General features: G+C 71.8%; 16 protein-coding genes. All 16 read right to left on the bottom strand.

All coding sequences use genetic code 11. The features are described 5' to 3' along the window. Positions 1-5: 5 nt before the first annotated feature. The gene (gene lepB, locus FHX81_RS28700; RefSeq protein WP_141981141.1) at positions 6-908 is read right to left on the bottom strand and encodes a signal peptidase I; all 903 of its coding nucleotides are present in this window, start codon (positions 906-908) and stop codon (positions 6-8) included. Positions 909-924: 16 nt separating this feature from the next. Next, positions 925-1,827 (bottom strand): signal peptidase I, encoded by a 903-nt coding sequence (gene lepB / locus FHX81_RS28695; protein ID WP_141981140.1) that lies wholly within the window; start codon positions 1,825-1,827, stop codon positions 925-927. Positions 1,828-1,861: 34 nt separating this feature from the next. Then, positions 1,862-2,221 (bottom strand): 50S ribosomal protein L19, encoded by a 360-nt coding sequence (gene rplS / locus FHX81_RS28690; RefSeq protein ID WP_073896548.1) that lies wholly within the window; start codon positions 2,219-2,221, stop codon positions 1,862-1,864. A gap of 167 nt (positions 2,222-2,388) precedes the next feature. After that, a complete protein-coding gene (gene trmD, locus FHX81_RS28685) occupies positions 2,389-3,123 on the bottom strand; it encodes a tRNA (guanosine(37)-N1)-methyltransferase TrmD (RefSeq protein ID WP_141981139.1) in 735 nt (244 codons plus the stop codon). After that, the gene (gene rimM / locus FHX81_RS28680) at positions 3,113-3,631 is read right to left on the bottom strand and encodes a ribosome maturation factor RimM (protein ID WP_141981138.1); all 519 of its coding nucleotides are present in this window, start codon (positions 3,629-3,631) and stop codon (positions 3,113-3,115) included. The genes trmD and rimM overlap by 11 nt, the downstream gene beginning before the upstream one ends. 8 nt (positions 3,632-3,639) lie before the next feature. After that, on the bottom strand, positions 3,640-3,879 hold the full coding sequence (locus FHX81_RS28675) for an RNA-binding protein (protein WP_015104447.1): 240 nt from the start codon (positions 3,877-3,879) through the stop codon (positions 3,640-3,642). After that, positions 3,876-4,328 (bottom strand): 30S ribosomal protein S16, encoded by a 453-nt coding sequence (gene rpsP, locus FHX81_RS28670; protein WP_141981137.1) that lies wholly within the window; start codon positions 4,326-4,328, stop codon positions 3,876-3,878. The genes FHX81_RS28675 and rpsP overlap by 4 nt, the downstream gene beginning before the upstream one ends. Positions 4,329-4,481: 153 nt before the next feature. Continuing rightward, positions 4,482-5,249 carry a LamB/YcsF family protein gene (locus FHX81_RS28665; protein WP_211363589.1) on the bottom strand — a complete coding sequence of 256 codons (768 nt, stop codon included), beginning with the start codon at positions 5,247-5,249 and terminating at the stop codon, positions 4,482-4,484. Beyond that, a complete protein-coding gene (locus FHX81_RS28660; RefSeq protein ID WP_141981136.1) occupies positions 5,246-6,028 on the bottom strand; it encodes a CPBP family intramembrane glutamic endopeptidase in 783 nt (260 codons plus the stop codon). The genes FHX81_RS28665 and FHX81_RS28660 overlap by 4 nt, the downstream gene beginning before the upstream one ends. Before the next feature lie 9 nt (positions 6,029-6,037). Beyond that, positions 6,038-6,748, bottom strand: coding sequence for a CPBP family intramembrane glutamic endopeptidase (locus FHX81_RS28655; protein ID WP_141981135.1), 711 nt, complete (start codon positions 6,746-6,748; stop codon positions 6,038-6,040). A 142-nt stretch (positions 6,749-6,890) separates the two neighbouring features. Continuing rightward, complete coding sequence (locus FHX81_RS28650) at positions 6,891-7,967, bottom strand: amidohydrolase family protein (RefSeq protein WP_211363588.1); 1,077 nt, start codon at positions 7,965-7,967, stop codon at positions 6,891-6,893. Continuing rightward, positions 7,964-9,511 carry a signal recognition particle protein gene (ffh, locus tag FHX81_RS28645; protein WP_141981134.1) on the bottom strand — a complete coding sequence of 516 codons (1,548 nt, stop codon included), beginning with the start codon at positions 9,509-9,511 and terminating at the stop codon, positions 7,964-7,966. Before ffh ends, FHX81_RS28650 begins: the two co-directional genes overlap by 4 nt. Positions 9,512-9,566: 55 nt before the next feature. Next, the gene (locus FHX81_RS28640; RefSeq protein ID WP_246108012.1) at positions 9,567-10,109 is read right to left on the bottom strand and encodes an AAA family ATPase; all 543 of its coding nucleotides are present in this window, start codon (positions 10,107-10,109) and stop codon (positions 9,567-9,569) included. 216 nt (positions 10,110-10,325) lie between these two features. Then, positions 10,326-12,695, bottom strand: a complete 2,370-nt coding sequence (locus FHX81_RS28635) for a [protein-PII] uridylyltransferase (RefSeq protein ID WP_141981132.1) — start codon at positions 12,693-12,695, stop codon at positions 10,326-10,328. A 30-nt stretch (positions 12,696-12,725) separates the two neighbouring features. Beyond that, positions 12,726-13,064 (bottom strand): P-II family nitrogen regulator, encoded by a 339-nt coding sequence (locus FHX81_RS28630; RefSeq protein WP_123745943.1) that lies wholly within the window; start codon positions 13,062-13,064, stop codon positions 12,726-12,728. Continuing rightward, complete coding sequence (locus FHX81_RS28625; protein WP_141981131.1) at positions 13,061-14,404, bottom strand: ammonium transporter; 1,344 nt, start codon at positions 14,402-14,404, stop codon at positions 13,061-13,063. Before FHX81_RS28625 ends, FHX81_RS28630 begins: the two co-directional genes overlap by 4 nt. Between the last annotated feature and the right edge of the window lie 221 nt (positions 14,405-14,625).

Here is a 14,625-nt window from a genome sequence, read left to right as displayed (position 1 = left end):
CGACCTTATCCCAGCCGCGAACCCCGGAACCGCGCCCTCACCCGCTTGCCCAGCAGCAGCACGGGCCACGCCGCGGCGAGACCGGCACCGGCCGGCAGGGCGTCCTGCCACGCGGGCGCGCCGATGGCCACGGCCTGCGGGTTGTGGTCCCCGATGCCCTGCCAGCGCGACGGCGGCAGCACGATCAGCCTGGCCTTGCCCACCACGTTGTCCACCGGCACGAGACCGCCCTCGCGGCCGTCGCCCTGGCACCGCGAGTCGCACGAGTCGTTGCGGTTGTCACCCAGCACGAACAGGTAGCCCTCGGGGATCTTCAGCTCGCCGAACGACTCCTGCACGGTGCTGCGGCCCGGCGCCCAGTACACGTACGGCTCGTCCAGCGGCTTGCCGTCGACCAGCACCCGGTTGCGGTCGTCGCAGCACTGCACGGTCTGCCCGCCGACCGCGATGACCCGCTTGACGAAGTCCTCCTCGTTCGCCGAGGGGAACCCCAGCAGCGAACCGAGCCCCTGCACCGCCTTGACCACCGGGTTCGTCGGCTCGGCGGCGACGAAGTCCTGGTTGATCCAGCTGTCCGGGCCGTGGAAGACCACCACGTCACCGGGCTCGGGCTCGGTGAAGTCGTAGGTCAGCTTGTCGACCAGCACCCGGTCGCCGAAGCAGCTGCCGGAGCAGCCGTGCAGCGTCTGCTCCATCGACTCCGACGGGATCATGTAGACCTTCGCCAGGAACGACTGGATCAGCACCGCGAGCACCACCGCGACACCGATCAGGATCGGCAGCTCTTTCCAGAACGAACCCTTGCGCTTGGTCGTCTTGCGCGCACGGGCACGCCACTGCTCGACCTTCTCCTCGTGCTCCGGGTCCCCCTCGTCGGAGGACCCGCGCGACGATGCGACGTCTACCACCCGGTCAGCGTACCGATCAGGGCTGTGAGGCCCTGGTCAACCGCCTCCGGACCTTGCGGCCGAAGAACACCAGCGGCCACGCCGCGGCCAGGCCGGCGCCCGCCGGGATGGCGCCCTGCCACGCGGGCGCGCCCAGCGCGACGGCCTGCGGGTTGTGGTCCCCGATGCCCTGCCAGCGCGACGGCGGCAGCACGATGACCCGGGCCTTGCCGATGACGTTCTCCTCGGGCACGGTGCCCGCCAGGCCGCCACCGCCCTGCTTGCGCGAGTCGGTGGAGTTGGTGCGGTTGTCGCCCATCACCCAGAGGTGGCCCTCGGGGACCTTGACCGGCTCGAACGGGTCGTGGTTCTCCGGCGAGGTGCCCGGCTGCCAGTAGATGTACGGCTCGTCCAGCGGCTTGCCGTCGACCTTCACGCGGTGCTGCTCGTCACAGCACTCGACGGTCTGCCCGCCGACCGCGATGACCCGCTTGACGAAGTCCCGCTCGTCCGGCGGCGCGAGCCCGACCAGCGAGGCGACCGACTGGATGCCCGCCACGATCGGGTTGTCCGACCGGTTCGACGTGAAGTCGTTGTTGCCCCAGGTCTCGGGGCCGCGGAAGACCACGACCTCGCCCGGCTCGATGTCGGTGAAGTCGTAGACCAGCTTGTCGACCAGCACGCGGTCGTTGTTGCACCCCGGGCAGCCGTGGAGGGTCTCCTCCATCGACTGCGACGGGATCACGTACACCCGCGCGAGGAACGTCTGGATCAGGATGGTGAGGACCAGGGCCGTGGCCCCGAGCACGAGCAACTCGCGCCAGAGCGGGGGCTTCTTCTTGTCCTTCTTCGACCTGCCACCCGCAGCCGAGTCCGGAGTGGACTCGACTGCGGGATCCTGACCGTCTTCGTCAGCGGAGCGGTGCACGGGATCTGCCACGTGGGCAGGCTACTGCTTCCGCGTGTGCCCGGCGTCAGGAGGCCGGCTTGGCCTCGCGCTTCTCCTTGATCTTCGCGGCCTTGCCGCGCAGGTCGCGGAGGTAGTACAGCTTCGCCCGGCGGACGTCACCGCGGGAGGCGACCTCGATCTCGGCGATGTTCGGGGAGTGCACCGGGAAGGTGCGCTCGACGCCGACACCGAACGAGACCTTGCGGACGGTGAAGGTCTCACGGATCCCGCCGCCCTGGCGGCGGATCACGACGCCCTGGAACACCTGGACCCGCTCGCGGGAGCCCTCGATGACGCGGACGTGGACCTTCAGCGTGTCGCCCGGCCGGAAGCTGGGGATGTCGGAGCGCAGCGACTGGGCGTCAAGAGCGTCCAGGGTGTTCATCGGTGGTCCGTCCTCGTCCTCACGTGTATTGCGTACTCCCCCAGGGCGCGGAACATCTCAAGTTACACACGCGCACGGGGGCGGGCCTAGCGCACGCCGGATGAGTTGAACCGGGTGCAGCAACCTGTCCAGTGTGCCAGACGAGGGGCGGCGGGGAGAAATCGCCCCTAGTCGAGCCCGTCCAGCAGCTTGCGGTCGTGCTTGTCGAGCGCCCCCTCGGGCAGCGCGTCGAGCAGGTCGGGGCGGCGCTCGCGGGTTCGGCGCAGCGACTGGTCGCGCCGCCACCGGTCGATCGCCTTGTGGTTGCCCGAGCGCAGCACGTCGGGCACGGCCAGCTCGCGCCACACCTCGGGCCGGGTGTAGCTGGGGCCCTCCAGCAGGCCGTCGGAGAACGAGTCCTCGGCGGCCGACTTCGGGTTGCCGAGCACGCCGGGCAGTAGCCGGACCACGGCCTCGACCACGACCAGCACCGCCACCTCGCCACCGACGAGCACGTAGTCGCCGATGGAGACCTCGTCCACGCGCATCCGGCGCGACGCGTCGTCCACCACCCGCTGGTCGATGCCCTCGTACCGGCCGCAGGCGAACACCAGGTGCTCCTCGGCGGCCAGGTCGTGCGCCACCCGCTGGGTGAACGGCCGGCCGGCGGGCGTGGGCACGATCAGACGGGTGGCCGGGGTGCAGACCGCGTCCAGCGCCTCGCCCCACACCTGGGGCTTCATCACCATGCCGGGTCCACCGCCGTACGGGCTGTCGTCCACGGCCTTGTGCACGTCGTGCGTCCAGTCGCGCAGGTCGTGCACGCCGACGCTGATCAGACCCTTGTCGATCGCCTTGCCCAGCAGGGCGGCGCGGAGCGGGTCCAGGTACTCCGGGAAGATCGTGACGACGTCAATCCGCATCGAGCAGGCCCTCGGGCGGGTCCAGCACCACGCGCTTGCCCGCGATGTCCACCGTCGGCACGATCTCGCGCACGAACGGCACGAGGGTCTCGTCACCGTTCTCGCGCTTGACCACCAGCAGCTCGCCGCCCGGCCCGTGCACGACCTCCAGCACGGTGCCGACCCTGGTGCCGTCCACCAGCTCGGCGGTCAGCCCTTCGAGCTCGTGGTCGTAGAACTCGTCCGGGTCGCCGGTCGGCGGCAGGTCCTCGGTGCTGCCGAGCAGCACCGTGCCCCGCAACGTCTCGGCGACGTCGCGCGTCAGCACTTCCTCGAAACGCACCAGCAGCCGCCCGGAGTGGTTCCGGGCGGCTGCGACGGTGAGGTTGCGGGACGTGCCGTCGCGCAGCTTGGCGGCCAACACCGAGCCCTTCGCGAACCGGGTCTCGGGCGAATCCGTGCGCACGTCGACGGCGAGCTCGCCGCTGATCCCGTGCGCCTTGGCCACTCGGCCGACGACGACGTCCATGTGCGCGTTCAGCGGTCGGTGTCGACCACGTCGACGCGCACGCCACGACCACCGATACCGGCCATCACGGTGCGCAGGGCGGTCGCGGTGCGACCGCTGCGGCCGATCACCTTGCCGAGGTCGTCCGGGTGGACGTGGACCTCCAGCGTGCGACCGCGGCGGGTCGTGACCAGGTTCACCCGGACGTCGTCCGGGTGGTCGACGATGCCCCGAACGAGGTGTTCGAGGGCGTCAGCCAACAAGCTCACGCCTCGTCCTTGGCAGCCTCGGGAGCGGCCTCGGCGTCGGCCTTCTTGGCGTCGTCCTTCTTCGCCGACTTCTTCTTCGGCGTGGTCGCCTCGGTGGACGGCGCGTCGCCCGCGGCGGCCAGCGCGGCGGCGAACAGGTCCGCCTTGCTCGGCTTGGGCTCCTTGACCTTCAGCGTGCCCTCGGCGCCCGGCAGGCCCTTGAACTTCTGCCAGTCACCGGTGATCTCCAGCAGGCGCTGGACCGACTCGGTCGGCTGCGCGCCGACGCCCAGCCAGTACTGCGCGCGGTCGCTGTCCACCGCGATGAACGACGGCTCTTCCTTCGGGTGGTACTTGCCGATCGTCTCGATGGCCTTGCCGTTGCGGCGGGTGCGGGCATCGGCGACGACGATCCGGTAGTACGGCTGACGGATCTTGCCAAGCCGCTGAAGCTTGATCTTGACGGCCACGGGTGTGGGTGCTCCTCGTGCTCTCGTGTGCTCAGGTGCGGGCAGTCCTCACCCGAGTGGGGCACGGGTGGTGAAAGCCCAGGTGTCTGGGGCGCCATGGCACGGTGAGAGGGACCGACCTCGGCGAACAACCAACCATTCTGCCAGACCGGTCTACCGGACCACGAATCGGGCCACGGGGACGCCCGCCGCCTCCAGCGCGGCGCGGACCTCGCGCGCGTGCTCGACCGCGCCGGGGGTGTCGCCGTGCAGGCAGACGGAGTCGACCTCGGCCTCCAGCACGGTGCCGTCGGCGGCGACGAGCTCACCGCGTTCGGCGAGCCTGAGCACCTGCGCGAGCACGGCGTCCGTGCCGGTCAGGACGGCGCCGGGCGCGGTGCGCGGCACGAGCGTGCCCTGCGGGGTGTACGCGCGGTCGGCGAACGCCTCCCGCACCGGGCGCAGGCCCGCCCGTTCGGCGTGGTCGAGCAGGCGCGAGCCGGGCAGGCCGAGGACGGGCAGGTCGCCGAACGCCCGCACGCCGTCCACCACGGCCTGCGCCTGCCGGTCGTGGTGGACGGTGGCGTTGTAGAGCGCGCCGTGCGGCTTCACGTACTCGACCCGCGTCCCGGCGGCCTTGGCGCACGCGTCCAGCGCACCGATCTGGTAGAGCACCTCGTCGGCCAGCTCGGCGGGGTCCGCGTCGATGAACCGGCGGCCGAAGCCCGCCAGGTCCCGGTAGGACACCTGGGCGCCCACCGCGACGCCCGCGGCGGCGGCCTGGCGGCACACCCGGCGCATGGTCGACGGGTCACCCGCGTGGAAGCCGCAGGCCACGTTGGCGCTGGTCACGATGCCGAGCAGGGATTCGTCGTCACCCAGTCGCCAGATGCCGAAGCCCTCGCCGAGGTCGCTGTTGAGATCGATCGCGCGGGCGGTCACGCGGGCATCACCCCGATCGAGACGAGCAGGAGGGTCAGGCCGGGCAGGAAGTTGTTGATGACGTGCGCCACCACGCTCGCGGTGAGCCTGCGCGTGATGAGGCGGGCGATGCCGATGGGCAGCGCGATGACGATGAGCAACGACGTCCGCAGCGGTTCGAGGTGGCTGGCCGCGAAGATCAGCGTGGTCAGCACGAACGCCGCCCACCGGCTCCAGCGCTGCCGCTCGATCGCGCCCCACAGCAGGCCGCGGTAGATGACCTCCTCGCACACCGGGCCGAGGAAGCACACGTAGACGAACATCGCGACGGCCGCGGCGACGGGCAGCCCCGCGCCGTCCACGAGCTCGCCGATCGCGGAGGTGGCGTTGCTGTCGCCGACGACGCGCGACCAGATCACCGCGGCCACGTAGGTGAGCACCAGGCCGAGCGCGCCCAGCTTGAGGCCGATCTTGACGTCCGCCCAGTCCCAGGCCAGCCGCAGGTCCCGGAACGGGCCGTTGCCGCGCAGGTAGGTGATGGTGACGGCGACCGCCGCGGCCAGGACCGTCGGGACCATCGAGCCGACCAGGACGAACGTGACCGAGGTGGCGATGTCCGTGCCGGACGTGCGGGCCACCGCGGTGATGAACACCGCGGTGAGGATGAAGACGGCTTCCACCAGCAGGAACGCGCCGAAGCCCCAGCGCTGCCCGGCGTGCACCGCTTCCGGCTCCCGTCCGACCGCGCGGACGCTGGCGATCAGGCTCGGCGGAGGTTCATCCGGTCGTGTCACAGCCATCCACCCTAGTCAGCCGATGTACAGGTAGACGGCGGGCAGCAGGTTGTTCGTGGCGTGCGCCACCACGCTGGAGGCCACCCGGCCGGTGATCATGCGGGCCGCGCCGATGGCGAGCCCCTGGGCGAACAGGCTCAGCATGCGCCAGCTCTCCTCGTGCAGGAACGCGAAGACGACGGCGGTGAGGGCCAGGATCGCGAGCTTGGGGATGCGGTAGTGCGCCAACGCCTGCCACAGGGCACCCCGGGTGAGCAGCTCCTCGGTCAGCGGCGCGCCGAGGAACACGAACAGCGCCGCCGCGGCCAGCCAGATCGTGCGGCCGCCGGAGAGCGCTTCGATCTCGTCCAGCGACCCGGACCGGTCCGGGTTGATGCTCAGCAGCAGCGCGCCCAGCAGCCAGGCGGCCAGCAGCGCCGCGCCGCCGGCGGCCAGGCCGACCTTCAGGTCCCGGGCGGTCGGCCACAGGCCGAAGTCCCTGCCCGGCCCGTCGCCCCGGTACCACGAGATGACGACCGGGCCGAGGCCGAGCAGGACGTTGGGCAGGAAGACCAGCAGCAGGAGCGGGCCGAGCACCGGCGGGTCGGTGATGTCGACCTCGGCGAAGCGGTCGGCCGTGGCGGCGGTGAAACCCAGGATCGCCAGGTGGTAGCCGCCCAGGCCGGTGAAGAACGCCAGGAAGCCCCAGTGCGCCCGGCCGGTGTCCCGGTCCTGCTGTTCCTCCACTCGTCCGAACGTAGTGGTCCGGTGGGGCGGAGTGCTGCCCGAGGCCGTTCAAGATCACCCTGACGGCCGCAGAACTCACTTCGGGTGGCGGAAGAACTCCACGTCAGACGCTCCGATCGAGGATTTCCCACCACCACCGCGGTCAGGCGTGGATGCGGCCGCGCAGCATGACCAGCCTGGGGTGGCGCAGTGCCTCCAGGTCCTCGCGGGGATCCCCGTCGTAGACCACGACGTCGGCCGCCGCGCCCTCGGTGAGCGAGGGGAAACCCAACCACTCGCGCGCGGCCCACGAGGCGGCGCCCAGTGCCTGGATCGGGGTCATGCCGACGCCGTGCAGCGCCTTGATCTCGTCCACGATCCGGCCGTGCCGGATGCCGCCGCCCGCGTCGGTGCCCGCGAACACCGGCACGCCCGCCTCGACGGCCTTGGCGATGGTCGCGGTGTTGCGCGCGTACAGGTCCCGCATGTGGCTCTGGTAGCCCGGGTACTTGTCCGCGCCCGCCGCGATGGCCGGGAAGTTCTCGATGTTGATCAACGTCGGCACGAGCGCGGTCCCGTTGCGGGCCATCTGCGCGATCGTGTCGTCGGTCAGGCCGGTGCCGTGCTCGATGCAGTCGATGCCCGCGTTGAGCAGGGCGGGCAGGGCGTCCTCGCCGAAGACGTGCGCCGTGACCCTGGCCTTGCCCTCGTGGGCGACCTTGATCGCCTCGGTGAGCACGTCCTCGGTCCACAGCGGCGCGAGGTCGCCGGTGCCGCGGTCGATCCAGTCGCCGACCAGCTTCACCCAGCCGTCGCCGTTCTCCACCTGCTCGGCCACCGCGGCAGGCAGGTCGGCCGGGTCCTCGACCTCCACGCCCAGGTACTTGATGTAGCGCTTGGGCCGGGCCAGGTGCCTGCCCGCGCGGATGAGCCGCGGCAGGTCCAGGCGCTCCTGCAACGGGCGCGTGTCCAGCGGCGAGCCGCAGTCGCGGATCAGCAGCGCGCCCGCCCGCCGGTCGGCGAGCGCCTGCTCCACCGCCTCGGGCAGGTCGACCGCGCCCTGGGCGCCCAGGCCGACGTGGCAGTGCGCGTCGACCAGGCCGGGCACCAGGTAGCCGCCGGTGCTGACGGTGGTCGCACCGGGCACCGGGTTCGTGCGGATGCGCCCGTTGACCACCCACACGTCCCGCGGGTCGCCGCCCTCGGGGAGGACGACGCCCCGCAGGTGCAGGCCGCTCACTTGTCGAACTTCAGCTTCGACGGGTCGAAGCCGGGCGGGAGCTGGTCGAAGCCGCCCAGCCCCGGCGGCAGCGCGGGGCCGCCGCCCTGGGTCGGCATGCCGGGCATCCCGGGGGGCAGCATGCCGGGCATGCCGGGGAACCCGCCGCGCACCTTCGGCGGCGTGGGGCCGCGGCCCTTGCCCTTCTTGCCCTTCTTCCCCTTGCCCTTGCGGTTGTTCTTGCCGCCCGCACCGGGCAGGCCGAACCGGCCGGCCATCTGGCTCATCATCTTGCGGGCTTCGAAGAAGCGGTTGACCAGGTCGTTCACGTCGCTGACCCGGACGCCCGAACCGTTGGCGATGCGCAGCCGGCGCGAGGCGTTGATGATCTTCGGGTCGTCGCGCTCGGCCGGGGTCATGCCGCGGATGATCGCCTGCACCCGGTCCAGGTGCTTCTCGTCGAGGTTGGCCAGTTGGTCCTTCATCTGGCCCGCGCCGGGCAGCATGCCCAGCAGGTTCGCGATGGGCCCCATCTTGCGCAGGGCCAGCATCTGCTCCAGGAAGTCCTCCAGCGTGAGCTGGCCGGAGCCCATCTTGACCGCGGCGGCCTCGGCCTGCTCGGCGTCGAACGCCTGCTCCGCCTGCTCGATCAGGGTGAGCATGTCGCCCATGCCCAGGATCCGGCTCGCCATCCGGTCCGGGTGGAAGACGTCGAAGTCCTCCAGCTTCTCCCCGTTCGAGGCGAACAGGATGGGCTGCCCGGTGATCTCGCGGACGCTGAGCGCCGCGCCACCGCGGGCGTCGCCGTCGAGCTTGGTGAGCACCACGCCCGTGAAGCCGACGCCGTCGCGGAACGCCGTGGCGGTGTTCACCGCGTCCTGGCCGATCATCGCGTCGACCACGAACAGCACTTCATCGGGGCGGATCGCGGTCCTGATGTCCACGGCCTGGCGCATCATCTCCTCGTCGACGCCGAGGCGGCCCGCGGTGTCGACCACGACGATGTCGTGCTGCGCCCGCTTGGCCTCCTCGATGCCCTTGCGGGCCACGTCGACCGGGTCGCCGACGCCGTTGCCCGGCTCGGGGGCGAACACGGGCACGCCCGCGCGCTCGCCGACCACCTGGAGCTGGGTCACCGCGTTGGGGCGCTGGAGGTCGCACGCCACCAGCATCGGGGTGTGGCCCTGGCCCTTGAGCCACTTGGCGAGCTTGCCCGCCAGGGTGGTCTTACCGGCGCCCTGGAGACCCGCGAGCATGATCACGCTCGGCGGGTTCTTGGCCAGGTTGAGCCTGCGGGTCTCCCCGCCGAGGATGCCGACCAGCTCCTCGTTGACGATCTTGACGACCTGCTGGGCCGGGTTCAGCGCCTGGCTGACCTCGGCGCCCTTGGCGCGCTCCTTGACCTTCGCGATGAACGTGCGCACCACGGGCAGCGCGACGTCGGCCTCCAGCAGCGCGACCCGGATCTCGCGCGCGGTCGCGTCGATGTCGGCCTCGGACAGCCGCCCCTTGCCCCGCAGGTTCTGCAGGACCGAGGTGAGCCGGTCGGAAAGGGTGTTGAACACGATGCCGCCAGACCTCGCACGTCGTCGGTGGGTTCCTCGCACTCAGGGTAGCCGTTCACGCCGGCGTCACCGACAGGCGCAGGTGGTCACGCCGGGTCAGCAGGGTCAGGCCCTGCCAGCCGCGCGGCGGCACGCCCGCGGCGAACCGGGGCCGCAGCCTGCCCGCGCGGCGCACGTGCCGGGCGAACGAGCGCGACCGGATCAGCCGGCCCCGCTCGACCTGGCCGGACAGCGCCTCCTCGGGGCTCGCGTCCAGCCACAGGAAGTGCCTCGGCCGGTTGGTGAGCACGCCGACGGCGACCAGGCCGGCGCGGGTCGTCGGCCTGGTCGACGGTTCGTGCACCAGCAGCAGTCCGCCGGCGGTGGCCGCGAACCAGACGATGCGCAACCGGTGCACGAGGTGCACCAGCGGGCGGTAGAACCGGTACGGCAGGGCTTCGGGGACCAGCGCGCGGAGCCTGGTCCGCACCTGGTCGGAGTCCAGCACGACGGCGGGCGCGCCATCGGTGTCGGCGGCGGCGAGCAGCGTCGACTTACCCGCTCCCGGCAGTCCGGCCAGCACGACCAGCGAGCGCGGCCTCACGGCGACAGCGGTCATCGCATCCATACTAAAGAGACGTTTCGGACGTCCACGAGTTCCGCCGTGATCGGGGGCGGCCCGACCCCTCGACAGGCCGCTCCCGACCACGTGGTGGCGCGTCCCCCGCCCGTGCACCCGGCGGTCCCCCCGCGCCACGGGAGAAGCTTCTCCCGGCACGGGGGTCCTCCGGCAGCGTGAGCCCCCTTGGTCGGTTGTGCGTAGACCTACGCAACCTCAGCGCGCGGCCAGCAGCACGGCCCGTTCGATCTTGCGGCGCCGGTCGGCGTCCACGCCGGTCGGCACGGTGATGGCGAACGAGTCGACCACCGTGGAGCCCAGCGTGGACACCCGCGCCCACACGATGTCCACACCGGACTGCTCCAACGCGTCCGCGACGTGGTGGAGCAGTCCGATCCGGTCCGCCGCCCGCAGTTCCAGCACCACCGCGCCGGTCGACTCGTCGTCGAACCAGAGCACCTTCGGCGGCGGCGGGTCCAGCGGCGGGCCGCCGTAGTCGCGCTCCTTCGCGGCGAGCTTGTCGGCCAGCGCGAGGGAGCCGTCCAGCGCCCGGCTGAGCTGTTCGCGCAACAGGGTCACGTCCGGCAGCGAGCCGAACCGGGGTGACACGGTGAACACGTCGACCGCCGCGGCCCCGGAAGACGCATCGCCGTGGGAACGCAGCGTCGCGGCGTGCACCTCCAGGGAGTTGAGCGCGAGCACGCCCGCGGCCCGGGAGAGCGTGCCCGGCCGGTCGGGCGCCACCACCGTGACGGTGGCCGCGTGGTCGCCCGGGTCGATCAGCACGTCCGGCTTGCCGCTGTCCAGCACGGCCCGCGCCAGGTCCTGCTGGCGCTGGTCCAACGGCTCCGGTTCCGGCAGCGGGTCGCCCGCCATCGCCGTGCGGCAGCGCGCGACCAGGTCGCTGACCAGCGAGGCCTTCCAGTCCGACCACACGCCCGGTCCGGTGGCCACGGCGTCGGCCTCGGCCAGCGCGTGGAGCAGCTCCAGCAGCACCGGGTCGCCGCCGAGGGTGTCCACCACGCGGCGCACGGTGGCCTCGTCCTCCACGTCGCGGCGGGTCGCCGTGTGCGGGAGCAGGAGGTGGTGGCGCACCAGGGCGGTGAGCGTGACCACGTCCTGCGGCCACAGGCCGAGCCGTTCGGCGATCTGCGTGGTGAGCGCCGCGCCGACCTCGGAGTGGTCGGCCTGCCTGCCCTTGCCGATGTCGTGCACCAGCGTGCCGAGCAGCAGCAGGTCCGGCCGGGACACCCTGGTGACCAGGCGGGCCGCGTGCGCGGTGGCCTGCACCAGGTGCCGGTCCACGGTCCAGGTGTGCGCGGCGTCGCGGGGAGGCAGGTCGCGCACCGCGCCCCACTCGGGGAAGAGCCTGCCCCACAGGCCGGTGCGGTCCAGCGCCTCGACCACGTCGATCAGGCCCGTGCCGGTGCCCAGCAGGGCCAGCAGCTCCTCGCGCGCCTCCCGGGGCCACGGCTGGCGCAGCTCCGGGGCCGAGTCGGCGAGCTTGGCCAACGTGCCCGGCGCGATCGGGTGCTTGCTGCGGGCGGCGGCCGTGGCCACGCGGAGCAGCAGCGCCGGGTCGCGGCTGGGCACGGCGTCACGCGCCAGCGCCACCTCCGAGCCGTGCAGCACGACGCCCTCGTCCAGCGGACGTCGGGCCGGTGCGCGCCGGAGCGGGGAACGGGCGAACACGCCCAGTCCGCGCTTGGGCACCGCGGCGCGCGCCGTGCGCATGGCCACGTCCACGGCGTAGACGATCGTGCGTGCCGCCGACGACATCGAACGGGCCAGCGCGAAGCGGTCCTGCAGGCCCAACGCGGTCGCGACCTCGTCGCCGTCCTGCGCGCGGAGCACGTCACGCGGCTTGCGCGCCACCCGCCGCAGCTCGGTGCGCACGTCCAGCAGCAGCTTGCGCGCCTCGTTGACCTCGGCGGACGGCCGGTCGGTCAGCTGCGCCGCGCTCAACGCGTCGAGCAGCGTGACGTCGCGCAGCCCGCCCCGGCCGTGCTTGAGGTCGGGTTCCACGCGGTGCGCGATCTCGCCGCTGCGCGCCCAGCGGCGCGACGCCGACTCGGCCATCTCGTCCAGCCGGGTGCGCACCCCGCTGCGCCACGCCTGCCGGGCGCTGTCGGTCAGCCGCCCGCTGATCTCCTGGTCGCCCGCGATGTGGCGGATGTCCAGCAGCCCCAGCGCGGTGCGCAGGTCACCGGCGGCGACGCGCAGCGCCTCGCCGACCGTGCGCACCGAGTGGTCCAGGCCGATGCCGGAGTTCCACAGCGGGTACCAGAGCTTCTCGGCGATCCCGTCCACGCCCTTGTGCCCGTTGTGCACCAGGAGCAGGTCGAGATCCGAATAGGGCACCAGCTCGCGCCTGCCCAAACCCCCCACGGCGACCAGCGCGACCCCGCTGCCCGGTCCGCCGACGCCCGCCTGCGAGGCGTGCGCGGTGAGCCAGAACTCGTGCAGGTCCACCAGCGCCTCGCGCAGCGACTCCCCCGTCAAACGGCGCCGACCTGGCGCGAGCAGCCGATCGCGTGCTCGCACCAGGTCGTCAGCCGTGACGACGGCCGTCTCGGTGTTGTCCATCCGGCCGTCTCCCCTGCCTACTCCGGACCCCTATAGGGCATCCGAGCCGCGCTCCCCGGTGCGGACCCGGATGACCGTGTCGACCGGCGTCACCCAGACCTTCCCGTCACCGATCTTGCCGGTGCGCGCGGCCTCCACGACGGCGTCGAGGACCTTCTCCACGGCGGCGTCGTCGATCAGGACCTCGATGCGCAGCTTGGGCACGAAGTCCACGGCGTACTCGGCGCCGCGGTAGACCTCGGTGTGGCCCTTCTGCCTGCCGTACCCCTGGACCTCGCTGACGGTCATGCCCAGCACGCCCAACTGCTCCAGGGACGCCTTCACGTCGTCCAGGGTGAAGGGCTTGATGATCGCGGTGACCAACTTCATGACTTGTTGCTCCCCTCGAGGACCGCAGTGGCGCCGGCGGCGACACTGGGCTTGCTGCCGCTACGGGTGCCGATGCCGCTGCCGAACTCGTACGCGGTCTCCGCGTGCTCGGCCTCGTCGATGCCACCGACCTCGGCCTCCTCGTCGGCGCGGAAGCCGACGGTGAGCTTGACCAGGTAGCCCAGGACCAGGCTGAGCACGAAGGAGTACACGAGCACGGCGAGCGCGCCCACGACCTGCCGCCACAGCTGGTCCACGCCGCCACCGTAGAAGAGGCCGTCGATGCCCGCCGGGGCGGAGGAGCTGGCGAAGAAGCCGATCAGGATGGTGCCGGACAGACCGCCGACCAGGTGCACGCCGACCACGTCGAGCGAGTCGTCGAAGCCGAAGCGGTACTTCAGGCTCACCGCCAGGGCGCACAGGGCGCCGGTGATCGCGCCGATCGCGATGGCGCCCACCGGGGTGACCGAGGAGCAGGCCGGGGTGATGGCGACCAGGCCCGCGACGATGCCGGACGCGGCGCCGAGGGTGGTGGCGTTGCCGTCGCGGACGCGTTCCACGAGCAGCCAGCCGAGCATCGCGGCGGAGGTGGCGACCAGGGTGTTGACGAAGGCGACGCCCGCGGTGCCGTTGGCGGCGACCGCCGAGCCCGCGTTGAAGCCGAACCAGCCGAACCACAGCAGGCCCGCGCCCAGCACGACCAGCGGCAGGCTGTGCGGCTTCATCCGGTCCTTCGGCCAACCGACGCGCTTGCCGAGGACCAGCGCCAGCGCGAGACCCGCCGCACCGGCGTTGATGTGGACCGCCGTGCCGCCCGCGAAGTCGATGGCCATCAGCTTGTTGGCGATCCAGCCGCCCGGGTCGACCACGTTGCCGTCGGCGTCCTTGCCGTCGAAGTCGAACACCCAGTGCGCGACCGGGAAGTAGACCAGCAGCGACCACAGGGCGGCGAACAGCAGCCACGGCCCGAAGCGGGCGCGGTCGGCGATCGCGCCGGAGATCAGCGCCACCGTGATGATGGCGAACATCGCCTGGAACCCGACGAACACGGTCGTCGGGATGGTCCCGAACGCCGACTCCTTGCCGAGCAGGCCGTCCAGGCCGAAGAACTCGAACGGCTTGCCGAGCAGGCCCGCGCCCACGTCGGTGCCGAACGCCGTGGAATAGCCGACCAACACCCAGAGCACACCGACCACGGCGATTGCGCCCAGGCTCATCATCATCATGTTGAGCACACTCTTCGACCGGACCATGCCCCCGTAGAAGAAGGCAAGTCCCGGCGTCATCAACAGCACCAGTGCGGCACTGGTGAGCACCCAGGCGGTGTCCCCTGTATCCACGTCGACCTCCACTGCACGTCGGTTGCAGGGAGCATCGGTATGGCCTGTTTCGCGCGATTGCGCCCGAGGTTTCGCGCAGGTGAACTGTCCGGCCCCTGGTGTTACGGGCGCGTTTCGCGGGCTTGAAGCGGGCCGTTCCGCCCGCGATCAGTCCGCGTCACCGCGGAATTCGCGGTGACGGACCGTGCGAGCCGAACTCGCCTTCGCGGTGGTTCGTGTGA

The sequence above is a fragment of the Saccharothrix saharensis genome (assembly GCF_006716745.1).
GTDB classification, from domain to species: Bacteria; Actinomycetota; Actinomycetes; order Mycobacteriales; family Pseudonocardiaceae; genus Actinosynnema; species Actinosynnema saharense.
Note: the sequence above shows the minus strand (reverse complement) of the source record. Positions and strands in the feature narration are given on the sequence as shown.